General features: G+C 64.7%; 25 protein-coding genes and 1 pseudogene. 12 read left to right on the forward strand and 14 right to left on the reverse strand.

The genetic code is table 11. The features are described 5' to 3' along the window. Window positions 1-8: 8 nt before the first annotated feature. Both BRC58_09725 and BRC58_09730 read right to left on the reverse strand, forming a co-directional pair. The gene (locus tag BRC58_09725; GenBank protein PSP16219.1) at window positions 9-854 is read right to left on the reverse strand and encodes a hydrolase; all 846 of its coding nucleotides are present in this window, start codon (window positions 852-854) and stop codon (window positions 9-11) included. Window positions 855-933: 79 nt separating this feature from the next. Further along, window positions 934-1,356, reverse strand: a complete 423-nt coding sequence (locus BRC58_09730; protein PSP16220.1) for a thiol-disulfide oxidoreductase — start codon at window positions 1,354-1,356, stop codon at window positions 934-936. Between the two features lie 108 nt (window positions 1,357-1,464). Between BRC58_09730 and BRC58_09735 the strand changes: the two genes are divergently transcribed. The 4 genes from BRC58_09735 to BRC58_09750 all read left to right on the forward strand — a co-directional run bounded on the left by BRC58_09735 (window position 1,465) and on the right by BRC58_09750 (window position 4,415). Next, the gene (locus tag BRC58_09735; protein ID PSP16221.1) at window positions 1,465-2,439 is read left to right on the forward strand and encodes an aspartate carbamoyltransferase; all 975 of its coding nucleotides are present in this window, start codon (window positions 1,465-1,467) and stop codon (window positions 2,437-2,439) included. A gap of 26 nt (window positions 2,440-2,465) precedes the next feature. Beyond that, window positions 2,466-2,963, forward strand: a complete 498-nt coding sequence (locus tag BRC58_09740; GenBank protein ID PSP16222.1) for a molybdopterin synthase — start codon at window positions 2,466-2,468, stop codon at window positions 2,961-2,963. 75 nt (window positions 2,964-3,038) lie between these two features. Further along, a complete protein-coding gene (locus tag BRC58_09745) occupies window positions 3,039-3,539 on the forward strand; it encodes a DUF3172 domain-containing protein (protein PSP16223.1) in 501 nt (166 codons plus the stop codon). Window positions 3,540-3,827: 288 nt separating this feature from the next. Further along, window positions 3,828-4,415, forward strand: a complete 588-nt coding sequence (locus tag BRC58_09750) for a hypothetical protein (protein ID PSP16224.1) — start codon at window positions 3,828-3,830, stop codon at window positions 4,413-4,415. Here the strand turns inward: BRC58_09750 and BRC58_09755 are convergent. Further along, the gene (locus BRC58_09755; protein ID PSP16225.1) at window positions 4,412-4,702 is read right to left on the reverse strand and encodes a hypothetical protein; all 291 of its coding nucleotides are present in this window, start codon (window positions 4,700-4,702) and stop codon (window positions 4,412-4,414) included. The two genes, BRC58_09750 and BRC58_09755, sit on opposite strands and share 4 nt — an antisense overlap. A gap of 51 nt (window positions 4,703-4,753) precedes the next feature. Between BRC58_09755 and BRC58_09760 the strand changes: the two genes are divergently transcribed. Further along, the gene (locus tag BRC58_09760; GenBank protein PSP16226.1) at window positions 4,754-5,041 is read left to right on the forward strand and encodes a hypothetical protein; all 288 of its coding nucleotides are present in this window, start codon (window positions 4,754-4,756) and stop codon (window positions 5,039-5,041) included. Here the strand turns inward: BRC58_09760 and BRC58_09765 are convergent. Together BRC58_09765 and BRC58_09770 are read right to left on the reverse strand one after the other, a co-directional pair. After that, window positions 5,029-5,517: an ATP-binding protein gene (locus tag BRC58_09765; protein ID PSP16227.1), complete on the reverse strand. Its 489-nt coding sequence runs from the start codon at window positions 5,515-5,517 to the stop codon at window positions 5,029-5,031. The genes BRC58_09760 and BRC58_09765 overlap by 13 nt on opposite strands. Window positions 5,518-5,675: 158 nt before the next feature. After that, window positions 5,676-6,992, reverse strand: a complete 1,317-nt coding sequence (locus BRC58_09770) for a 23S rRNA (uracil(1939)-C(5))-methyltransferase RlmD (GenBank protein PSP16228.1) — start codon at window positions 6,990-6,992, stop codon at window positions 5,676-5,678. Window positions 6,993-7,137: 145 nt separating this feature from the next. Between BRC58_09770 and BRC58_09775 the strand changes: the two genes are divergently transcribed. The 3 genes from BRC58_09775 to BRC58_09785 all read left to right on the forward strand — a co-directional run bounded on the left by BRC58_09775 (window position 7,138) and on the right by BRC58_09785 (window position 8,519). Continuing rightward, window positions 7,138-7,623 carry an allophycocyanin gene (locus tag BRC58_09775; protein ID PSP16229.1) on the forward strand — a complete coding sequence of 162 codons (486 nt, stop codon included), beginning with the start codon at window positions 7,138-7,140 and terminating at the stop codon, window positions 7,621-7,623. Window positions 7,624-7,699: 76 nt separating this feature from the next. Then, a complete protein-coding gene (locus BRC58_09780) occupies window positions 7,700-8,182 on the forward strand; it encodes a hypothetical protein (GenBank protein PSP16230.1) in 483 nt (160 codons plus the stop codon). A 55-nt stretch (window positions 8,183-8,237) separates the two neighbouring features. Then, window positions 8,238-8,519, forward strand: a complete 282-nt coding sequence (locus BRC58_09785; protein PSP16231.1) for a hypothetical protein — start codon at window positions 8,238-8,240, stop codon at window positions 8,517-8,519. Window positions 8,520-8,528: 9 nt separating this feature from the next. On the opposite strand, the gene BRC58_09790 is transcribed toward BRC58_09785, so the two are convergent. After that, window positions 8,529-8,723, reverse strand: coding sequence for a hypothetical protein (locus tag BRC58_09790; protein ID PSP16232.1), 195 nt, complete (start codon window positions 8,721-8,723; stop codon window positions 8,529-8,531). A gap of 167 nt (window positions 8,724-8,890) precedes the next feature. Further along, window positions 8,891-9,610 (reverse strand): glutamine amidotransferase, encoded by a 720-nt coding sequence (locus tag BRC58_09795; protein ID PSP16233.1) that lies wholly within the window; start codon window positions 9,608-9,610, stop codon window positions 8,891-8,893. A gap of 245 nt (window positions 9,611-9,855) precedes the next feature. Between BRC58_09795 and BRC58_09800 the strand changes: the two genes are divergently transcribed. Then, complete coding sequence (locus tag BRC58_09800) at window positions 9,856-10,242, forward strand: hypothetical protein (GenBank protein PSP16234.1); 387 nt, start codon at window positions 9,856-9,858, stop codon at window positions 10,240-10,242. Window positions 10,243-10,465: 223 nt separating this feature from the next. Here the strand turns inward: BRC58_09800 and BRC58_09805 are convergent, their stop codons facing one another. Beyond that, window positions 10,466-12,028: an NAD(P)H-quinone oxidoreductase subunit 2 gene (locus BRC58_09805; GenBank protein PSP16235.1), complete on the reverse strand. Its 1,563-nt coding sequence runs from the start codon at window positions 12,026-12,028 to the stop codon at window positions 10,466-10,468. Between the two features lie 181 nt (window positions 12,029-12,209). Here BRC58_09805 and topA point away from each other — a divergent pair, with 181 nt between their 5' ends. Beyond that, window positions 12,210-14,918 (forward strand): type I DNA topoisomerase, encoded by a 2,709-nt coding sequence (gene topA / locus BRC58_09810; GenBank protein ID PSP16236.1) that lies wholly within the window; start codon window positions 12,210-12,212, stop codon window positions 14,916-14,918. Here topA and BRC58_09815 read toward each other — a convergent pair. From BRC58_09815 to BRC58_09830, 4 genes are read right to left on the reverse strand one after another with little or no spacing between them, the layout of a single operon-like run. Continuing rightward, window positions 14,915-15,880: an epimerase gene (locus BRC58_09815; protein ID PSP16237.1), complete on the reverse strand. Its 966-nt coding sequence runs from the start codon at window positions 15,878-15,880 to the stop codon at window positions 14,915-14,917. The genes topA and BRC58_09815 overlap by 4 nt on opposite strands. A gap of 21 nt (window positions 15,881-15,901) precedes the next feature. Further along, window positions 15,902-16,960, reverse strand: coding sequence for a uroporphyrinogen decarboxylase (locus BRC58_09820; GenBank protein PSP16238.1), 1,059 nt, complete (start codon window positions 16,958-16,960; stop codon window positions 15,902-15,904). A 43-nt stretch (window positions 16,961-17,003) separates the two neighbouring features. Next, window positions 17,004-17,894 (reverse strand): LD-carboxypeptidase, encoded by an 891-nt coding sequence (locus tag BRC58_09825; protein ID PSP16239.1) that lies wholly within the window; start codon window positions 17,892-17,894, stop codon window positions 17,004-17,006. 30 nt (window positions 17,895-17,924) lie between these two features. Next, the gene (locus BRC58_09830) at window positions 17,925-18,287 is read right to left on the reverse strand and encodes a glyoxalase (protein ID PSP16240.1); all 363 of its coding nucleotides are present in this window, start codon (window positions 18,285-18,287) and stop codon (window positions 17,925-17,927) included. 207 nt (window positions 18,288-18,494) lie between these two features. Between BRC58_09830 and BRC58_09835 the strand changes: the two genes are divergently transcribed. After that, window positions 18,495-19,067 carry a glyoxalase-like domain protein gene (locus tag BRC58_09835; GenBank protein PSP16241.1) on the forward strand — a complete coding sequence of 191 codons (573 nt, stop codon included), beginning with the start codon at window positions 18,495-18,497 and terminating at the stop codon, window positions 19,065-19,067. Window positions 19,068-19,106: 39 nt separating this feature from the next. Here BRC58_09835 and BRC58_09840 read toward each other — a convergent pair. Beyond that, window positions 19,107-19,633 (reverse strand): annotated as a pseudogene (locus BRC58_09840) (sugar ABC transporter substrate-binding protein). Window positions 19,634-19,751: 118 nt separating this feature from the next. Here BRC58_09840 and cobJ point away from each other — a divergent pair. Next, window positions 19,752-21,620: a precorrin-3B C(17)-methyltransferase gene (cobJ, locus tag BRC58_09845; protein ID PSP16244.1), complete on the forward strand. Its 1,869-nt coding sequence runs from the start codon at window positions 19,752-19,754 to the stop codon at window positions 21,618-21,620. Here cobJ and BRC58_09850 read toward each other — a convergent pair. Beyond that, window positions 21,617-21,927: hypothetical protein (locus tag BRC58_09850; GenBank protein PSP16242.1), on the reverse strand; the 311-nt coding region annotated here is incomplete at its 5' end. The two genes, cobJ and BRC58_09850, sit on opposite strands and share 4 nt — an antisense overlap.

Here is a 21,927-nt window from a genome sequence, read left to right on the forward strand (position 1 = left end):
CGCAGATGCTAGAGCGACTTGCGCCGCAAAAAAGTGCCCAGATGCGGATCGATTTCGGGCGACCAGTGCTCTTGCGGGTAGTGTTGGGCGCGCTCGAGCTCGACCAGATCGATATTGGGCGCAGCTGCCAGTTGCTGGGCCCGCTGAGGGCTCAACCAGGGATCGGCACTGCCCCAAACCAGCAGCGTCTGCTTTTTCCAGTTCGGCCAGCCGGCCTCAAGTTCAGCCATGGCCTGACCCAAGTTGAGGTTTTTGATGGCTGCCCCCAGCGCGCGTCCGGCATCGGAGCTTTGCAGGAACGGTTGGCGGTAGGCAGCCAAGTTGGCTTCGGCAATGCGGTAGCCGCTGCCGCCCTCCAAGGTCCGATCAACCAGCAGCGGATCCTGGGTCAACATCTCGCCCACCAAGGGCCAGCCCCAACGCCGCATCTTCCAGGGCAGCTTTGAGCCGGCGGCAAGCGGCGCATTGAGCACCACCAAGCGCTCGATGCGCTCAGGGTGCCGAAACGCGTACTGCACCCCCACTGACCCCAAAAACCCCTGAACCACTAGCGAGAACCGCTCCAGGCCCAAGGCGTCCCGAAAGCCCTCCAGTGCCTCCACGTACGCGTCGGGCGTGTAGGCAAAGCTCCGCCGGTCCGGCTTGCTAGAGAAGCCAAAGCCAATCCAGTCGGGGGCAATGGCGCGGAAGCCGCGCTTGGCCAAGCGGGGCAGCAGATCGCCCCAAATCAGGCTCTGGGCGGGCAACCCGTGCAGCAGCAGGATGGGCGACCGCTCGCCGGCGCCGCGCGGGTTGACCTCCCGATAGAACCAAACCAGCGCCCCCAGTTGGAGCGTTCCTTCGCGCTCGGCCACAGCTTCTGCTCGCGTTCGGCGTTACTAACTAGCGAGCCTAGCGAGCGATGGGCTGCGGTACAAGGCCCCTAGAGGGCCGTCACTGGCGCGGCGAGCAGTGCTCCCGGGCCTGGCATCCCACTGGATAGGCCGAGCGGTAGGTTCGCTCTCGCTGCCCGAACCAGGCGTAGCGGCGATCGCGGATTTGGGCGTAAGCGCGATCGCCCCAGCGTTTGAGGCCCGGTACGGCCAGATAGGCCGCGACGGCCTCGCGCGCCAGCGGCAGCTGTTGGGCGATGAGCTCGGCAGCCTCGCTGCCCTGCCAGCGGCGCTCGGGGGCCTGGGCATCAATGGCAACCATGCCCAGGGCGCACGCCTGCGGCGAGACGTCCCAAGCTTGCAACGCCCGCTCATCCTGCATGGGCGTATAGTCGAACTGCCGGCCGCGATCAAGCGCCTCCAGCAGGCAAACCAAGCTAACGCACAGGTTGCAATCGCCGTCGTAGATCAGGTGGTAGGGCATGGGGCACGGCCGCGCTGGTTGCCTCTATCGTAGCGGCGGCTGCTGGCGCGGCGGCGCGGCATCTAGTAAGGTGCAGGCGATGCGCGCAGCCGCCCTTATCCGTCCGCCATGCGGCGCCACCTTCTATCGCTAGCCGATTGCGAGCCGGCCGAGTACGAGACTCTGCTGCAAACCGCGGATCGGTTCCGCGATGTCCTCGCCGGCCGGACCAAAAAAGTGCCGGCCCTACAGGGCCAAATGGTGGCCAATCTGTTTTTTGAGCCCTCAACGCGCACGCGCAGCAGCTTCGAGCTGGCCGCCAAGCGCCTCTCGGCCGAGGTCCTCAACCTGGCAGCCGGCAGTTCCTCGCTCAGCAAAGGCGAAACCATTTTGGACACGGCCCAGACGTATCAGGCCATGGGAACCGACATTATGGCGGTCCGGCACCAACAGGCTGGGGTGCCCGCCGCGATCGCCGCCGAGATGGATCGCCTCGATTGGGAGGTGGGCATTATCAATGCCGGTGACGGCCAGCACGAGCACCCGTCTCAGGCCCTGCTGGATCTGTTCGCGCTCTACTGCCATTTGGCCCCACCCTCACCGCGACAGTTTTTGGCCGGCAAAAAAATCGCCATTGTGGGCGACATTCTGCACTCGCGCGTGGCGCGCTCGAACGTTTACAGCGCGCTCGCCATGGGGGCTGAGGTTAGCTTGGCCGGACCGCCCACACTCCTACCGAGCTACCTGGAGCGCTTGGTCGATAGCGAACGGCTCTCGCTGCACTGGTCGCTGGCGCCAGCCCTGGAAGGGGCCAACTTTGTCATGGCGCTGCGCTTGCAGCAGGAACGGATGGCGCAGCAGCTCGTGCCCAGCTTGCAGGCCTACCACCGCGACTACGGCCTCACGCGCGAGCGCTTGCAACGCTGCCACCCCGAGCTCCGACTGCTGCATCCGGGGCCGGTCAATCGGGGCGTCGAGCTCGAATCAGCGCTGGTTGACGACCCGCAACTGAGCCTAATTGCGCAACAAGTCAGCGCCGGCCTGGCAACGCGCATGGCGCTGCTGTACTTGATTGGCGATCACGGCGGGGGCGCGGCAGAATGAGCGGCTGATCGGCTCGGGAGTGCCCTATGCCAGCCCCAACCAGCGATCCGCCAGTGGCGGCGCGCTTGGCCATCTCGGCCCAGCCCCTATCATTGGATCGGGTCTATGCCCTGGCGAGCGCCCCCAGCAACGGCGCGATCGCCCTCATGAGCGGGACCGTGCGCAACCAGACCGAGGGGGCCGCCGTCACGGCCCTGGAGTACCAAGCCCACAAGCCCATGGCCGTCTCAGTCTTTGGCCAAATTGAGGCCGAGGCTCGCCGGCAGTGGCCCGCCCTCAGCCAGCTCGTCATCCACCATCGCGTGGGGTATCTCACAGTGGGCGAGACGAGCGTTCTGGTTGCAGCCGGCGCCCCCCACCGCGGCGATGCCTTTGCAGCCTGCCGCTACGCCATCGATGCGCTCAAGCACCGGGCGCCCATCTGGAAAAAAGAATACTGGGCTGATGGCTCGAGCGACTGGGTGGGCATGGGCGCGTGCGAGCGCTCGGACAGCCATGGTGGCGATGCAGTTGGCCGCAGCTAGGTTAAAATTGATCTATCGTGTTTGAGCTGGCCCCTCCCAGCTCGATGGCGCTGCTTTTGACGCAACGGAACCGCCATGGCACGCAGGCGCAATTCGGGGAACGCGAAGCAATCGACGCTGTTTAAGCTGGGCTACGCGGCCTGGGGCGTAGTCTCGGGGGCCTTCATCCTGGGCATTGGCCTGGGGATTTTGCTCACCTCAACCGTGACCTTTAACAGCGAAAACGTGGCCTCGCGCGAATCGATTCAGGCCAGCGTCCCCAACGCCGAGTTCTGCGTTCAGTACGGTTCTAGCGCTGTGGTGACCGACATGCGGGTCTTTATGACCATGAACCCGTTCAATGTCTTCGTAACGCAGCCGGCCATGCAGCCCGGCTGCGTCATGCAGCAGAGCAATTGGTCGGTGCTGGAGCAACAAGATCTGGTCAGCAGCGAGCAGGCGCGCGAGTGCCGCAAGCGCATGAATACCTTCGGCTTCACTGGCAGCTTGGAGGAATCGCCCCAAATCGATTGCATTTACCGCAACGATTCCGAGAAAAACCTGTTCCCGCAGGGCAAAGGCTTGGCGAAGCGGTAGTCGCCTAGGCTGCAAAATCCCACATGATGGGGGTACCCTCGAGGTGATCGCTCACCTGCCGGCCGATGGCATCGATTTCGTCCAGCTCGGCCGGTGAGAGCTGCACCTGAGCAGCCTGGGCATTGGCCTGGGCCTGTTCGGCATTGCGCGCGCCGGCGAGCGCGTGCACGTTGGGTTGCGCGATCGACGTTTGTTCATCGCTACCGTCTTGGCCCCAGCAGAGCGCGTTTGAGATCCCTATTGGTGTCACCGCCCAATGGCACCAACCCTAGCGATTGCAATCGGGATATGACGGCTGCCATCCCGCATGCCCTTAAGGAGTGGGCGGTCACCGTTGAAGCCCTGGAGTCCGGCGAGGCGATCGCGCTGTTGCGCAAAGGCGGCCTCCGCGATGCCGGCAAGCGCTTTCAGCTGCCCTACCGGCGCGTCCTACTCTATCCCACCTACGAACACCAGCAGCCCCACCTGTTGCAGTCCCCTTACGCCGAGCGCGTTACGCCCGTGCCCTCAGGCTGGCGCCCCGAGACCGTGCGCATTGGCAGTTGGGCCAACATTACCGATGCCTTCTGCGTGTGCGACGCCGAGGCCCTCCAAGCGCTACTGCCGTATCAAGTAGGCAATGCCCGATTCGCGCAGGAGCGCCTGCGCTGGAAGCCGCAACAACCGCTCTCGGTTTTACTGCTGCGCACCTACCGACTGCCCCAACCGCAAGCGCTGCCCTATCGCCCGGCCTACGGTGGGTGCCGCTCTTGGATCGAGCTGGAGACCTCTGTATCGCTTGCTGGGGCAACCCCAGCTCTAGATGAGAACAGCTACCGCGAACGGGTAGCGGCGGTCCGCACCGCCCTCGGGAGTGCTGCTTCGGGAACGGTCTAGTCCGCGCAGCCGCGCAGGAACCAGCCCAGCACGACCCCCAATCCACCGAAGCGAACGGCCTGCCAGAAGGCATCGTGCAGGTAGGCGTCGCTGCCGGCGCGGCGCTCGAGCGCCGCTGCCAGGCTTGCCAACTGCGATTGCAGCTGCTGCAGCTCGGCGTGCTGCTGTCCGCGGTCAAGCTGCGCGTAGCGCTGCTTGAGGTCTTGTAGCGAGCGCTCGAGCTGTTGCAAGCGCTGCTTCCACTGAGCGCCGCCATCGGTTTGCTCGCGCGGTGGTTGGGGCGCCATGATAGAAAGCTAGGAGGGCGCGTACGCCATTTTGCCCCCCAGGAGGCATTCATGTCCGAGTCTAGCCAGCTTACCCGCAACGAGGCGCTCTCGCAGTTCAGCACGCTGGAGTTGGCGCAGGCGCTGGCCGAACGTTTGGCCATCGGGCCCAAAGACTGGCACCGCCTCAAGGCCGACCGCCCAGCGCAGGCCGGCCAGCAGGCTGTCTCAGGACTGGTTTATCTGCTCAAAGGCACACCCCAGCAAGCCCTACCGCACCTACGCCAGGCCGTTGGCTGGCTGGATCGCTCCGTCTCAGCCCCGCCCTGTCCCAGCCACGGCCGCCATCAGCGCCAGTAGCGCCGCAAGCGGTGGGGACGCTTGCCCCCATCGAAGCGCTTGTACAGCCGCAATGTCCCGGGCGCTTCCCAATCAACGCTGTCGAAAATCTGGTACAGAATGCAAGCGCCGCGACCGTTCTCGGCGGCTTCGGGGGGCAGCAAGCTCTCGGGTCGGTCGGGACAGTCGTAGTGAGGGGCAAGGCCCGAACTGGCATCCGAGACCAACCAGATGCAGCGTTCGCGGGCAGCGCCAAAGCGGACGACGATGGTCTTGCAGGGATCGAGCTGGTTGCCGTGCTTAGCGGCATTGACCAACGCTTCCTGCAATCCCAAGCGCAGCTCCGGCTCCCAGGGGTCGGGGACGTGAGCTAGCAGCAGATCGAGGATGGGATGCAGATAGAGCGTGGAAGCAAAGCTGACGGTCGTCCACTCGGCTCGGTTGGGGCGGAGCCAGCTTGCAATCGCGCTCGATCGCTTACCCGGCAGTACGGGCATCCCCGAAGCACGCGCTGCATTCAGTCGCATTGGAATGCTTGCAAGCGGCAGCTTGATAGTGGGCCTGCCCTCGAGTGCAGGCTCGGCACCTGAAAGGCTTAAGCAGCAATTAAGGACTTTTTTATCCTAGCAAACGCCCGCTCGAGCAGCGGCGACTGCTAGCAACGCTGCAGCAGGGCCACGCACTCGACGTGCGCGGTTTGGGGGAAGAAATCGGCCGGCTTCACGCCGGTCAGTCGGTAGCGGTTGTCGCGGCACAACTGGGCTAAGTAGCGCGCTAGCGTTGCCGGGTTGCAGCTGATGTAGGCAATTTGGCGCGGCCCGAGCCGCTGCAAGCCGGCAATGGCGTCGCGCTCGCAGCCCTTGCGGGGCGGATCCAGCACGGCAATATCGGCATGGGAGACGCGCCTCAGCCCGCGCTCCACTGGCTCCGCGCGAAACGAGGCATTGGCGATCCCGTTGAGGTGGGCGTTGCGTCGGGCTTGCGCGATCGCGCTCGGTTGCGCTTCCAGGCCGATGTCGCGCTGCACCTTCGCCGCCAGCGGCAGGGTGAAGGTGCCAACGCCGCAGTAGGCATCCAGCAGCGTTTCGCGGGCTTGCGGCTGCAACTTCGCCATCGTGGCGTTGAGTAGCTGCTCGGCGACCTCGGTATTGATTTGAAAGAACGTCTCGGGGGTCAGGCGAAATTCCAGCCCCGCCAGGCGCTCGCGCGCAAACGGCTGGCCGGCCACGCACCGAGTCTCGGGGCCAAAGATGGCGTTGGAACGGCGCGGGTTGCGATTGAGGCAGACGCCGACCAACTGAGGGTAGCGCTGCAACCAGGCCTTGGCCTGGCCTTTGAGGCCTTTCAGGTGCCGGCTGGTGCTGACCAGCGTCAGCAGCACCTCGCCCGTCCGGCGGCCTACCCGCAGCGACAAGTAGCGCAGTTGCCCGCGATCGCGATCCTCATCGTAAGGACGCCATCCCTGACACTGGATGTCCTGCTTGAGCTCGGCTAGCAGCGGATCCAGGCGCTCGTCCTGAACGGGGCACTGGTTGAGATTGACCAGCTTGTGGCTGCCCGGGCGGTAGTAACCGGCCCGAATGCGGCCCGAGCGAGAGGCCTCGAGCGGGTAGGTAACCTTATTGCGATAGTGCAGCGGCGACTCCCCGGCCAGGATGGGCTCAACTGGCGGGTGGCGAAACCCGCCAATGCGCTCGAGCGTGCGAGCGACCCGCTCGCGTTTGGCGCTGCGCTGGTAGGCATCGTCGATGTGCTGCCACTGGCAGCCGCCGCAGGTATCGGCCACAATGCAGCGGGGCCGGATGCGGTGGGGCGATGGCTGGCGCAGCTCTTGCAGCTTGTCGCGGGCGTATTGCGATTTGATTTGGGTCAGTCGCACCAGGGCGTGATCGCCGGTTACCGTGTTGGGCACAAAGACCACGCGGCCCTGGGCGCGCCCGACGCCATCGCCGCTCGCGCTAAGGTCGACAATTTCGACCTCAACGGCCTGACCTTAACGGCCTGACCTTGCTGCCAGGGATTTTGACTAAGCTGGGAGATAGGCGCAGTCATGGCTCCGTTCTGGCTAGTCCCAGGCGCGCTCGGCAAGCAGTCCGATGACGAATGAAGGCAATCGTATGAGCGTAGTCAGCCAACTCATCCGCAAAGCCGACGATGAGCTGCGCTATCCCAGCAGCGGCGAACTCCGAAGCATTGAGAACTTTCTCAAGACCGGCGAGCAGCGGATGCGAATTGCTCAAACCCTGGCCGAGAACGAAAAAAAGATTGTCGATGAGGCCAGCACGCAACTCTGGCAGCAGCATCCCGAGTATATCTCACCCGGGGGCAACGCCTACGGGCAGCGCGAGCGCTCGCTTTGCCTGCGCGACTACGGCTGGTACCTGCGCTTGATCGCCTACGGTGTCCTGGCCGGCGATAAGGATCCCATCGAGCGCATTGGCATCATCGGCGTGCGCGAGATGTACAATTCGCTCGGCGTTCCCGTGCCCGGCATGGTGGATGCCATCGCGTGCCTCAAGGATGCCGCCCTGGGGGTGCTCGGCACTGAAGATGCCCGGGAAACGGCGCCCTATTTTGACTACATCATCCGGGCCATGTCGTGATCCAAGGCCGCGATCGCCGCCGGCCTACCTGGGGGACCCATTGCATGCGCGTTACTATCGAGTTCCAAGCTGAGGAATGCTGACCATGAGCAGTGCTGCCAGCGATGGACCGTTAGAAGCCCGCGAGGAGCTGGCTGCGGACGTCGAGCGGTTCGTCCAGCAAAGCCTCCCCGAATTTTCCCAGATTCCTCGCATTGGCGAGATTCTGGTCCGTCAGGGGGCAATCTCGCGGCCCGAGCTCGAGCGGGTGCTGCTGGAGCAACAAGCCGCCGATGCCCAGTCTCCCAAGTTGGGCGACCTGCTGGTTGACAAGGGGCTCGTGTCGGCCAGCCAACTGGAAGATGCCATCAGCAGGCAGCACCTGCGCTTTGGCGAGATCCTGGTCGAGAAAGGCGTCCTATCGCAGCCCCAGTTGGATCGGGCCCTGGCCCAGCAGCAAAGGGATGGGACCAAGTTAGGCGAAACGCTGCTCCGGATGGGCTGGATATCGCCGCAGGATTTGGTCAACAACTTGGCCGAGCTCTATTGGCGCAAGGCCGGATACTGGTTGTTGGAGTAGTGGGGACAGCTGCCCCATAGATCGCCAGCAAGCCCAGGCGGCTTTGAGCTCAGCATTGGTGATCGCGGCGCGGCTGCAGCGCTCGCTAGAGTCAGCCCAAGATAGCGAGATGCACGGCGAGGCCAGGGCGCTGCGCCAGCAGTTGCTCGCCTTGCAGCGCTCGCTGGCCAACCCGGAGGGCGACGCGGCCCGTAGCAGCGGCTCGCCGGCATCGCTGCAGCAGCAGAATGAGGCGCTCAAGCAGGACATTCGCCAGCTGAGCCGCGATTTGCAAAGCTGGGAGCAGCAATATCAAGCCCTAAAAACCGAGAACGCGCAGCTGCAGCAGCAACTTTAGGCCCGCGACTCAAGTGACCCAAACGCTCGAGCGACCGAAACCGAACGCAACCGGCTCATCCAGGTCATTCGGCACCTGCAGCAAGAAAACGAGCGCCTCCAAGCCCAGTCCCAACCGCGCCAAGCCGGTGTTGCCTCCGCCGGCAGCGATCGCGGCGCGCTGAGCCAGGGTCGCGACGGGCTCTATTACACTGCCGCCAGTCAAAGCCCGTTTTGCCCCAATTGCTGGCTTGCCGAAAATCGCAAAACGGTGCTGAGCGAGTCGGGAACCGCGGCGATCCGGGTTTATTCTTGCGCCCAGTGCCAGTGGCAGCGGCGCGCCTTTGGGTGAGCTGATGGCATGCGGACAGCGGGGCTCGAAGCATGGGAGCGCTATGTGCTTTCCTTGGCAACGCTGTCAACTGCACTCAGCCACTCGTTCCAGAGGGCGTGCGCTTGCCGCTCGAGCGTCGGGCTGTAGTGCGCTGTCTCCTGACGCAACTGGACAACGCTAGTGCCGGCAGTGGCGCCAATTTCGTGGGCGTGACCGACAAACCAGCGCTCCAGTCCTGGAGCCGTAACCTCAGGATGGAATTGCAGCGCCAAGCCCCACTCACCCCAGGCAAAGGCTTGGTTGGCATACAGCGCGTTGCTGGCCAAGCGGGTTGCGCCTGCCGGCAAGTCGTAGGTGTCGCCGTGCCAATGCAGGACGGCTGTCTGGGCCAGATGGCGTAGCGGCGATTGCCATCCCGCTGCGCTGAGCTCGATGGGCGACCAGCCCATTTCCTTGCAGTGGCCGGGATAGGTCCGGGCTTCCAAGGCGCGTGCCATGAGCTGCGCGCCCAGACAAATGCCCAGGGTTGGCAGTCCGGCCGAGAGCCGGCGGGCAATCCAATCGGCTTCGTTGCGCAGGAACGGATAGGCGGCATCGTCGTAGGCACCGATGGGTCCCCCTAGGATGACCGCCAACGTTGGGGTATGCGGATCGAGTTGCTGGAGGCGATCGGAGGTGGCTGATACGCACTCGATGGCGTAGCCGCGATCGCGCAGGTGCGGTTCCAAGCTGCCCAGGTCTTCAAAGGCAAGATGTTGGATTGTGATCGCGGTTTTCATGGCACCGAGCCTATTAGGGATCCCATCAGCGTATGGGATGAAAAGCCTATGGGCTATACCCTATCGGACACTGCAAGAGCGCTGCTAGCGGAGGCGCGGTTCCTCATGTTCCATCCGAACCAGCACGGAACGCAGCGAGCACACTAGCGATTGCAACAAGCTAACAGTCGCCGTTTGTTACGCAGCGATCGCATCGCGATCGCTTGGCCTAAACTTGAAAGTAGCAGCCCAGCCACGCGAACCGGATGGCGTCCCTCGAGGAACTGGCCCCCGCGCGAAACGACGAGACTGTCGTCTACGCCCCTTACTATCAAGGGACCAAGCGCAAGTTTTTGCCCTACGCCGTCAGCCTCTACCATCAAGGCGGGGTGGCAGGCGAGCACCCCATCGAGGGCGACTCCAGCATTCCGTTTGAGGCCAGCTGGTCGGTTTCGCAGCTGCCGACCGAGCGCACGCGCTGCCGCGTTCGGTTCGCTCGCGATCCGGATTTGAGCTACGAAACGACGCTCTCCAACGCCGAGCTGATCGACTGCTTGATCGAGCTGATTGAGGGCTATCGTACTAAGGCCGTCGCGGATTTCCCCCAAACCTTTTACCAAAGGCTTTTTGATGTTGCGCCAGCTGAGGTCTAAAAAAATCCGCAGGAGAGCGTCAAGCTAGGCACCGTTCTAGTCGAGCAAAACTGGCTCTCGCAGCAACAGCTCGATTGGGCCCTCCAAAAGCAGCGCGGTACGGGCGAGCGCTTGGGCGAGATCCTGACCCGACAGGGCTTGATCTCGCCGCAGTCGCTCTCTCAAGTTCTGAGCGAGCAGAAACAGCTCAACAACTTATAGGAAGCCGGGCCACCCCTAGGCGCTACTTGCCTGCCAGCTGCTCGACTGAGGCGGGAGCGGCATCGGGCGGTTGGGCTTGCGCTGTCTGGAAGATGGCCGTTCGCGCGATGGCGCCATCGGTAACGCTCAGGATGGGATTGGCCAGAATGCCAACAGCGATCGTCCCTGCTGTCGATAGCACCAGGCCCACCTGCAGCGGCCGCATGCCTAGAGGATGCCATTGCACCTGCGGATAAGCGCGCACCGAAGCCGACATTTCGTGGGTCTCTTTGACCACCATCATCTTGATGACGCGAACGTAGTAGTAAATCGAGATGACGCTGGTCACCAGGGCCACGATCACCAGCCCGTAGAGGCCAGCTTGCCAGCCCGCCCAGAACAGATACAGCTTGCCAAAGAACCCGGCCAGCGGCGGGATGCCGCCCAGCGACAGCAGGCAGATGGTCAGGGTCAGCGTTAGCAGCGGGTCTTTTTGGTAGAGCCCCGCGTACTCGGCAATTCGATCACTGCCGGTGCGCAGCGAAAACAGGGTGACTCCGGTAAAGGCCCCCAAATTCATGAACAGATAGACCAACAGGTAGAAAATAACGCCGGCGTAACCGGCTTCGGTGGCTGCAACCAAGCCCAGCATGACAAAGCCCGCCTGGCCAATGGAGGAATAAGCCAGCATGCGCTTCATGCTGGTCTGGGCGATCGCCACGGCATTGCCCACGACCATGCTCAGCAGCGCCAGAATGGCAAAGACCAAGCGCCAGTCCGAATCGAGTGGAAAGACCGCTACCAGCAAGCGGATGGCGAGCGCAAACCCGGCAGCTTTGGATCCCACGGACAAAAACGCCACCAGCGGCGTGGGGGAGCCTTCATAAACATCCGGCGTCCACTGGTGGAACGGCACTGCCGAGATCTTGAAGGCAATGCCGGTGATGAGAAACACCAGCGCAACGGCACTCCCCAGCGCCTGCGCCTCGCCTGCCTGGGCCAGCGCAGCCGAGATGTCGCTGAGGTAGGTCTTGCCGCCCGAGAGGCCGTACAGCAACGATGCCCCGTACAAAAAGATTGCCGAGCTCGCCGCCCCAAACAGCAGGTACTTTAAGGCGGCCTCGTTCGAGCGGGCATCGCGCTTCATGTAGCCCGCCATGAGGTAGGAGGCAATGCTGAGCGTCTCCAGCGAGACAAACACCATCACCAGCTCGTTGGCCCCAGCCAGCAGCATGCCGCCTAGGGTCCCGGTCAGCAGCATGGCGATGAACTCCGCCAGCGAACTCCCCGACTGCTCGACGTAGCGCACCGACATCAAAATCGTAATGGCCGTCGAGAGGGCAATGAGGCCGCGAAAGACGATGCTGAAGTTGTCGCCGCTAAAGCTACCCAACAGGGCCAGCGGGGCTTGGGCATCCCACTGCCAGGCCAGGGCTGCCATGGCAGCCAGCAGCCCGCCAATAGCTGCGTAAGGGGTCCAGCGGCCGGAGCTGCGGCCGGCGATCAAATCGCCGAGCAGCACGACCAAAAGCGAGAGCACGACAATGCCCTCGGGCAAAATAATGCCGACGTTGAGCTGACTGGCGATGCCGTTGGAAAACTCCATGACTTTGGGGATGGACCGCAACCGTACCTAGCGTACCAGCCGCTCGCGGCTGAGCCCTGCAGCCCGTTGCTGGTTACGTTGGGGACAGCGCTCGCTTGCCTCGCCGCCCGAGCCGCTAGAGTGGATCGCTACCACCATCGCTAGCGACGCAGCACTAGGGCCGCTCCAAGGCGCAACTGCCATGTCCAAGCTCGTCATCGTCGAATCCCCGACCAAAGCCCGCACCGTGCGCAACTACCTCCCCCAGGGGTATCGGGTCGAGGCTTCCATGGGGCACGTTCGCGATTTGCCGGCCTCGGCCGAGGAGGTCCCCAAAGCCTACAAGGGGACGCAGTGGGCGCAGCTGGGCGTCAATGTCGATCGGGGCTTCGAGCCGCTCTACGTTGTCCCCAACAGCAAACAAAAGGTCATCCAGGAGCTGCAATCGGCGCTAGAAGAGGCTGACGAGCTGCTGCTGGCAACGGACGAGGACCGCGAGGGCGAAAGCATCTCCTGGCACTTGCAGGAGGTGTTGCAGCCTCAGGTCCCCACCAGGCGCATGGTGTTTCACGAGATCACCCAGCCCGCGATCACCCGCGCCCTGGAGCAGTGTCGCGAGCTCGATAGCAACCTGATCCAGGCCCAGGAGACGCGCCGCATTCTGGACCGCCTGGTGGGCTACACACTGTCGCCGCTGCTGTGGAAAAAAATCGCGCGGGGCCTCTCGGCCGGACGCGTGCAGTCGGTGGCAGTGCGGCTGTTGGTCCAGCGGGAGCGGGCGCGCCGCGCGTTTCGCTCGGCCCAATATTGGGATCTCAAAGCCACCCTGTCCCAAAACGAGCAACCCTTTGAAGCCCGCTTGGTGGCGCTAGGGGACCAGCGCATCGCCACTGGGAGTGACTTTGACCCCAACACCGGCGAGCTGGCCCAAGGGCGCAATGCCCTGTTGCTCGATGGCGAGGGCGCTCGCGAGCTACAGCAGCGGCTCAGCCAAGCTTCGTGGACCGTCCGCGATGTCGACGAGCGCGCCACCACCCGCAAGCCGTATCCGCCCTTTATCACCTCGACGCTGCAGCAAGAAGCCAACCGCAAGCTCAAGATCTCGGCGCGCGAGACCATGCGCGTTGCCCAGAGCCTGTACGAGCAGGGCTACATCACCTACATGCGGACGGACTCGACCCACCTCTCCGACCAGGCGATCGCCGCCGCCCGCAGTTGCGTCGAGCAAAAGTACGGCAGCGACTACCTCAGCCCGAAAGCGCGCCAGTACAGCACCAGCACCAAAGGGGCTCAGGAAGCGCACGAAGCCATCCGGCCCGCTGGGACCGAGTTCCGCACGCCGCAAGAAACGGGGCTAGAAGGCCGCGAGCGCTCGCTGTACGAGCTGATTTGGAAGCGCACGGTCGCCTGCCAGATGGCCAACGCCCGGCTGACCCAAATTGGGGTGCGACTGATGGCGGACGATGCCGAGTTCAAAGCCTCGGGCAAGCGCATCAATTTTGCCGGTTTCTTCCGGGCTTACGTTGAAGGCTCCGATGACCCTGAAGCCGCCCTAGAGGACCAAGAAATCGTCCTGCCGCCGCTGCAAGTGGGGGATACTCCCAGCTGCACCTCGCTCGAGGCCATCGAACACGCCACGCAACCGCCCGGGCGCTATACCGAGGCGTCGCTGGTCAAAACGCTGGAACAAGAAGGCATTGGGCGGCCCAGCACCTACGCTACCATCATCGGCACGATCGCTGATCGCGGCTACACCCAGATGCGCGGCAGCACGCTGGTGCCCACCTTTACCGCGTTTGCCGTGACCAGCCTGCTGGAGACCTACTTCCCGGATCTGGTCGATGTAGGCTTTACGGCCAGCATGGAGCAAACGCTCGATGAGATCGCCGCCGGCCAAACCAGCTCGCTGCCCTATCTGGAGGCATTCTACGCCAGTGAAGGCGGGCTGAGCGAGCAGGTCCAGCAGCGCGAGCACCAAATCGACGCGCAGGCGGCCAAGGCCATCAATCTGGGCGATCTGGACGTCCAAGTGCGCGTCGGCCGCTTCGGCCCCTACCTCGAGGCCGAGCGCGACGGCCAAACGGTGACCGCTTCCATCCCGGATGGCCTCACTCCAGCCGATCTCGATGCCGAGCGCGTCGAGAGCCTGGTCCGCCAAAAAACTGAAGGCCCGGACAAGGTGGGCCTCCACCCCGAAACGGGCGAGCCCATCTACCTCAAAATCGGCCGCTACGGGCTCTACTTGCAATTGGGCGATGCCACCGAAGATAATCCCAATCCCAAGCGCTCCTCGCTCCCCAAAGGCGTCCAACCCGAGCAGATCGATCTGGAGCAGGCAGTGGGCTTGCTGTCGCTGCCGCGCACCCTGGGCTTCCACCCCGAGACGGGCGCCCCGGTCAAAGCCGGCTTGGGCCGCTTTGGGCCTTACGTCGTCCACGAGCGCGGCAAAAACGACCGGGACTTCCGCTCGCTCAAAGCCGATGACAACGTGCTAACGGTGGAGCTGGATCGGGCGTTGGCGCTGCTGGCCCAGCCCAAGCGCGGGCAAGGCGGCGGCCGCCGCAAAGCCAAAACGCCGCTGCGCGAGCTGGGAACCCATCCCGAGGACGGCGAAGCGGTCAACGTTTACGACGGCCCCTACGGCCCCTACGTCAAGCATGGCAAAACCAACGCCGGCATCCCCAGCGGCGAAACGGTCGAGAGCATGACCCTCGATCAGGCGCTGGAGCTGCTGGCCGATAAAAAATCGAACCAAGGCGGGCGTAAAAGCGGCAAGGCCCAGTCGGGTTCCAAGGCTTCTAAGTCCAACAGCAGCAAGGCCAAATCCGGCTCGTCGCGCAAGCGCAGCGCCGGTAGCAAATCCTCGCGCCGCAAGACCAGCTCCAGCTCAAAACAAACCCAGGGAAGCTAGCGGCCCGGGGCCTGGGTGGGAACGCCGCTCAGGCGCAGGGCTTCAAATAGGGTAGGGCAATAGGGGCGCAGGCCAAAGTGACTGGGATCGGTGGGGTTGCGGTGGCTGAAGTGCCGGCGGCGCAGGCAGAACCGATCCCAGGGCGATAGCTGCACGGGCAGCACGGCCACCAGCAGGCGGATCAACCAGCCCGGCAGCGGCAGGCGCAGGTAGATGCGCTTGCCCAGGTAGCGGCAGAAAGTGGCGATCGCTTCGTTGGCGGTCACGGCCGGGGCGCCCAACACCAGCTCCCGCGGTCCGGGGGCAGCGGGGGGCTGCGCCAGCAGCTGGCACACGATCTGGGCGATGTCGCGCGCGTGGATGAAGTGGAAGCTGCCCTCAACCCGCAACCACCGCGCCAGCGCGACCCAGGGGGCTGCGTCGGCAACGCCGGTGGTGAGGTAGGAGCGCGGCTTGCGGGCGTCGCCGCCAAAGACCAGCGTCGGGAACAGTACCGTGATGTGATCGGCCCAAGGCGACTCGCTCAAGCGCTGGTGGCAGGCGTATTTGGAGCGGATGTACTCGGTCCCCCAACGGGCGGCCGCCGGCAGCAAGCGGTGGTGGTAGTCCAAAAGGCTGGCCGTGGAGAAATAAAACACTTGCTGGCACACGGCGGGATCCAGTAGGGCCAGCAGTCGCAGGGTTTGCGTGACGTTGATCTCGAAGGCGGCCTCGCCACCCCACGCGGTCGCAGCCAGGATAGCAACCTCCACGGTTGCCAGCGTTGGGCCCCAGCGCTCGATCTCGCGCAGGTCGCCCTGCAGCACGCGAATGCCCGGCCGCGCCTGGCAATCCAGCTGCAGCTTGGCCGGATCGCGCACCAGCAGCAGCAGCTCGCAGTTGGTCTGTGCGATCAGGGCCTCGGCGAGGTAGTGGCCGATGCAGCCACTGGCGCCGGTCAGCAGGATGCGGGACGGGGCCATAGTGATCGCGCGCTGCCGGGCTCAGGCGCGCAGGGCCGAGCGGTGGGCCTGCTTGGCCGTCTCGAACAGGCAGGCCACGTTCTCCTCGGGCGTTCCGGGCAGGACGCCGTGCCCCAGGTTGAAGATGTGGCCCTGCGTGCCTGCCTTGCGGATGGTCTCGAGCGCGCGATCGCGCACGGTTGCCTGCGAGCCAAACAGGACGCCGGGATCGAGGTTGCCTTGGACTGGCACCTCCCCCAAGCGGGCCCGCGCCTCGGCCATGTCCACGTGCCAATCGAGGCTGACAACATCCACCCCCGAGCGCGGCAGCCGATCCAGGACACCAGCACTGCCGCTGACGTAGAGGATCAGCGGCGTCTGGGGATGCGTGGCCTTAACCTGGCGCACGACGCGCTGCTGGTAGGGCAGGGCAAACGCTTCGTAGTCTGCCGGGCTGAGCGTCCCCGCCCAGGAGTCGAATAGCTGGACGAGCTGGGCGCCCGACTCGATTTGGTAGCGCACGTAAACCGCGATCGCATCGGCCAGTTGGGCCAAAAACGCATGCAGCAGCTCGGGTTGCGAGAAGGCCATCCCCTTGATGTGGGTGTAGTGTTTGGAGGTTTGGCCCTCAATGGCATAGGCCGCCAGCGTCCAAGGGGCACCCACAAAGCCCAGCACGGCGGCCCGGTTGCCCACCTCCTGGCGCAACGCCTGCAGGATTTGGCGGATGAAGGGCAGCGAGGTCTCGGGATCGAGCGCGTGCAGGCGCTGGATTTGCTCGCGGGTGCGAATGGGGGGATCCACTACCGGTCCTTGCCCTTCGGCGATGGTGAAGGGGATGCCGATCCCCGGCAGCGGCGTCAGAATATCGGAGAACAAAATCACCCCATCTGGGGCGAACACGCGCCAGGGTTGCAGCGAGATCTCGGTGGCGATGGCAGGGTCTTCGGAGCGCTGGCGGAAGTCGGGATAGCGATCGCGCAGCTCCCGATAGGCGCGCATGTAGCGGCCGGCTTGCCGCATGAGCCAAACCGGCGGCCGCTCCAGCGGTTCGGCGCGCGCAGCGCGCAACAACAGCGGCTCCCCATCCGGCTCGGCCATCGCTATCGCCTCGCACCTGCGGCATTGCTGGGCCTCGGCCACCCTACCACGGTTCCCAGTGCAGCACGCCCGCCTCGCCATCAAGGCAGACGGTCGGGCCTACAGGGAGGGTGGCATTGGGACCGTGGTGCCCAAAGGGCAAATCGGCAACCACAGGCACGCCCAGATCGCCTAGGCGATCGCGCAGTACGGCTCGGGCATCGCCGCTGGGCCGGTCGGGGGGCGGCTCGCAGCGACTGAACCGGCCCAAGGCAATGCCGCTAACGGCTTGCAAGGCGCCGCTGAGCCGCCACTGGGTCAGCAGGCGATCAAGGCGGTAAGGGGCCTCGCCCACATCCTCCCAGGCCAGAATGGCCCCTTGCAGCGCTGGCAGCAGCGGCGTTCCCAGCAGGTGCGTTGCCACGCTCAAATTGGCGGGCAGCAGCGGGCCGCGCGCGCGGCCGCCGCCCCAACCATCTCCCTGCAGCGATTGGGGCGTGCGACCGGCGGCACAGTCGAACAGCCGTTGGATCGACCAAGCCGGTTCGCTCGCCAGGGTAGTAATTAGTGGTCCGTGGAGGCTTACCACCCCCAGCCGCGCCCACTGCCACAGCAAGCTCGTGGCATCGGAGAAGCCAATCGACCACTTGCGCGGCGGTGGCGGTAGCGGGGGTTCGAGCAAGCGAGCGCTGCCGTAGCCGCCGCGGGCGTAGAGAATGCCCCGACATGTTGGGTCGCGGCACGCCCCCAGCAGGGCCTCGCGCCGCTGCGCGTCGCTCCCGGCTAGATAGCCCTGTTGGGCCTCCACGCTGCCATCCAGCCGGATGGCAAAACCGCGCTCTTGCCAAATCGCCACCCCTGCCTGCAGCGACTCGGGGTCGCGCAGGGCACCGCTGGGCGCAACGACGCGCAGCGTATCGCCCGGCTGCAAGGGATGGGGAAACCGGTAGCCCATGCTCGCTGAGGATGGCATGCGGGCCCAATTTCAGGCTTGGCTCAGCTCCAGGATGTTGCCATCCGGATCTTGGGCGAATAGAGCCGCCCGACCCGAAGCGCTGGCTTGCACGGGTGCGCCGGCTTGCTGCAAGCGGGCCTTGGCCGCCTCGAGATCGGCAACGCTCAAGGCAACGTGCGCGTTGCGGCCCCATTTTTCGGCGTTAGGGTGCTGCACGCTCGTGTTGGGATCTTCGATTAGGTGGAGCTGGAACTCCCCAATTTGATACCAGCGGCCGGGGAAGTTAAAGGGACGCTCGACTTGCGGCAAGCCCAAAACGTTGCTATAAAACTGCTCCGCTCGCTCGATGTCGGCGACGGTAAAGGCGGCATGGAGGCAACGGACGACCTGCATCGCTTGCTCCTTGCAGCGGGCTCGCTCGTGTCATTCTAGCCAGCCGCATTTTGCCCTGCCGCGCTGCCGGCCGGCGTCCGAGCTCAGCCCATCGCTGACGGCTGCATCCCCTCTGGGGCGGATAAGCTAGATTGTAGCGCTAGGGATGGCGCAGCGCCGAGCGCGCGCGCCGGCTCGCTAGCCCCCCGAGACAATACTGACGCGATTATGCTGGTTGCTCCCCCCGCAACGCCCTGGCTGCTGGCACTGGCCCTGCCGGATACGCTCTTTTCCACCCAGGGCATCATGGTAATGCTGCTGGTCGCCTACGCCGGGGCCATGTGGCTGTTTTTGACCAGCGCGCCCAAGGTTTACACCGTCATGGTCTCTGACCTGGAAGTCGCGCGCCAATTCTACGAAGGCATCCTCAACTTGAGCGCTGCTGAGGTGCCGCTGCACTACTACTACAACTACGAGCAAACGCTAGGGGCAGCCAGTATGGATCCCATGTACCTGTCGGCCAATCCCAGCGCGGCCGGCACCTCGGCCAGTCTGAGCGGTTCGGATGGCCTTTGGTACCAGCTTAGAAAGAACGTGCAACTGCACGTCATCTCAGGGGCCAACTTTGGCAACAAGAACCAGCACCGCCACGTTTGCTTTGATCGCGACTGCTTGGACCAAATCTTGATGCGGGTGCAAGCGCGCCGGCTCAAGTTCAAGGTCCGACAGGAAAAGCCGCTCAACTTTTTGGTCAAAGACCTCGACGAGCGCGTCATCGAGATGGCCGAGGTAGCCAACTAGCGCAGGGGCCGCGCACCGAAGCGACCCCCAGTACGCGGTTCAGTCCGATTGCGCGGGGTACTCAAAGGTCCAAGACACGCTAAAGGGGTTCCACCACGGCTCGACGCCCGTTTCATCATCGGTGTGGCGGAAAAAGCCCTGGCCTTGGTGCGGTACCAGGTGGTAAGTCAGGCAGTACTGGCCTGGCCCGTCCATGGCAACGTTGTTGGCGTAATGCGGCCCGTCTTGGGCTGTCATAGGCAGCATTCGGCCGGCGCGCGACCAGTCGCTGCCGACTTTTTCGATGGTGTAGAGGCAGCCCAGGTAGGGAATCCAAGCGCCTTGGGAAAAGCCTTGGGCATTATCGGCGGTGGCAGAGACATCGCACTCCAGGTGGATAGTGTCATCCCCACTCGGCGTGGAGGCTGAGGCGCCATCTCGGCGCCGGTCAGATAGGCCGCTTTGACGGTGATGCCGTTGCGGGTCACGGGCTCGCCAATGTCGGCTTCCGAGGCTCGGACGCTTCCGGGGGTCACCAGCAACGAGGCCAGTCCCAGGGTCCAAGCCAGCGTTCGAGCGACTTGCATGGGATTCCTCCTCACGACGCGATTGGCAACAGCACCAGACTAACTGAAACTGGATTGCAGTAACAGTGGGCGGTACCGCTGCTGGCATAATGAAATCTGGTTGCTGCCGGAAGCTGCTTTGCCGCCCTCCCCGTTCGCCGAATTCCAGCCGCTTGCCGCGATCGCCACCACGCCAGCTGCGCTCAGGCAGCTGCAACCACTGTGCCGCGCGAGCGGGGCGACGCTCTGGGTGCCGCCTGCGCTGGGCGATTGGGAGGGCACCTGCTGCTACTCGGGCCCGCTTAAAGAACACCTCGCCGCGCTCTGGCCCCAGCACCGCGGATTTGTCTTTGGCTTAGCCACCGGTGCCGTCGTTCGGCTGATCGCGCCGCTGCTGGCGGATAAGTCTCACGACCCGGCAGTTGCGGTCGTCGACGAGCGCGCTCAGTTTGCCATCAGCCTGTGTGGCGGGCATCGCGGCGGCGCCGACCGCCTGACGCGCCTGATTGCAAGGCACTTGGATGCCACACCGGTGCTGACCGGCGGCGCCGAAGGTGCGGACCTGCCCGGGGCAGACACGCTGGGCCTACCCTTTGGCTGGCGGCGAGGCGAAGGGGATTGGACGGCAGTAAGCGCCGCGATCGCGCGCGGCGAGCGCGTCCGCGTCGTGCAAACGGCGGGCTCTCGGCTCTGGCAGTCGCACCTGCCAGCCGGGCATCCGCTGGTTTTTGAGCCTCAGGCCGAGCCCGTCGCCGCCCAAATCCGCATTGAGGCTGACGCTTCGGCCCCAGCCCAGGTGCCCACAGTCGCGTGGCACCCGCGAGTGCTGTGGTTGGGCATTGGCTGCGAACGCGGCACGCCCCAGTCCCAGATTGAGGCCGCGATCGCCCAGGCCTGCCAGCAGTACGGGCTGGTCCAGGCAGCCATTGCCGGCATCGCCACGATCGAGCGCAAGACGGATGAAGCTGGCTTGCTAGGGCTGTGCCGCGATCGCGGCTGGCCGCTGAAGGCGTTTCCGGCCGCATCGCTGCGCTCGGTTGCTGCTCCCACCCCCTCAGCCACAGTGGAGGCGGCCATGGGCACGCCCAGTGTGGCCGAGAGCGCGGCGCTGCTCGCGGTGGGGGCAGTGGATGGCACGGCCCCGGACGCCGGTGCCCTGCGCGTTCCCAAGCAGATCTCCAAAACGCCGGCGCAGCCAGGCGCCGTGACGCTTGCCATTGCCCAAGCGAGCGTGGAGTGGACCGGCCGCACGGGCCAGCTGCTGTTGGTGGGCATGGGGCCGGGCGCGCTCGAGCACATGACCCCTGCCGCGCAAGCGGCCGTGACGGGGGCAGACGCTGTGGTGGGCTACGCGCGCTACGTCGAGGCGATCGCCGCGCTGCTAGCACCGGGCCAAATCGTGGAGCCGTTTGCTATTACCCAGGAGCAGCAGCGCGCCCAACGCGCGATCGCGCTGGCTCGCTGGGGATTGACCGTTGCGGTGGTCTCCTCAGGGGATGCCGGCATCTACGGCATGGCCGGTCTGGTCCTGGAGGAGCTGCAAGGCAGTGGCTGGGACGGCCGCACGCCGCAGCTTGAGGTCATCCCCGGCATCACGGCCATGCAAGCTGCAGCCGCCCGCGTTGGCGCCCCGCTCATGCACGATTTTTGCGCCGTCAGCCTGAGCGATTTGCTGGCTCCCTGGTCGCTGATCCGGCAGCGATTGGAAGCGGCCGCCCGCGCCGACTTTAGCGTGGCGCTCTACAATCCGCGCTCGCAGAACCGACCGGACCACATTCGGGCAGCACGCGACATCCTGCTGGCGCACCGCGACCCGGCAACGCCGGTGGCGCTGGTACGCTCGGCCTACCGCGACGGCGAGCAAACCGTGCTGACCACCCTGGAGCGCATGCTGGAGGTTCCCATCGACATGCTCACTGTGGTGCTAGTGGGCAACCGCAGCAGCCGCTGCGACGGCCGCTGGATGCTGGCGCCGCGCGGCTACCGAGGCTTTGAGCGCGATGCTTAATCGCCCTCGCGGTTGAAGAGTTTATCGAGCACCCCCGAAACGATTGACAGAACGATCGAGCCCAAAACGGCGGGGAAAAAACCCCCAACATCAAAGCCGGGCGTTAGGTAGCCCACCAACCCAAACGCGATCGCGTTGACCACGAACAAAAACAGCCCGAACGTCAGGATCGTCAGCGGCAGCGTCAGAATTGTCAGGATGGGCTTGACCACCGCGTTGACCAGGCCCAAAACGGCGGCGCCAATGAGGGCAGCGGCAATGCCGCTGATGGCCAAACCGGGCACGAGCTGTGCCGCGATTAGCAGCG

This window comes from Cyanobacteria bacterium QS_8_64_29 (assembly GCA_003022125.1).
GTDB lineage: Bacteria > Cyanobacteriota > Cyanobacteriia > Cyanobacteriales > Rubidibacteraceae > QS-8-64-29.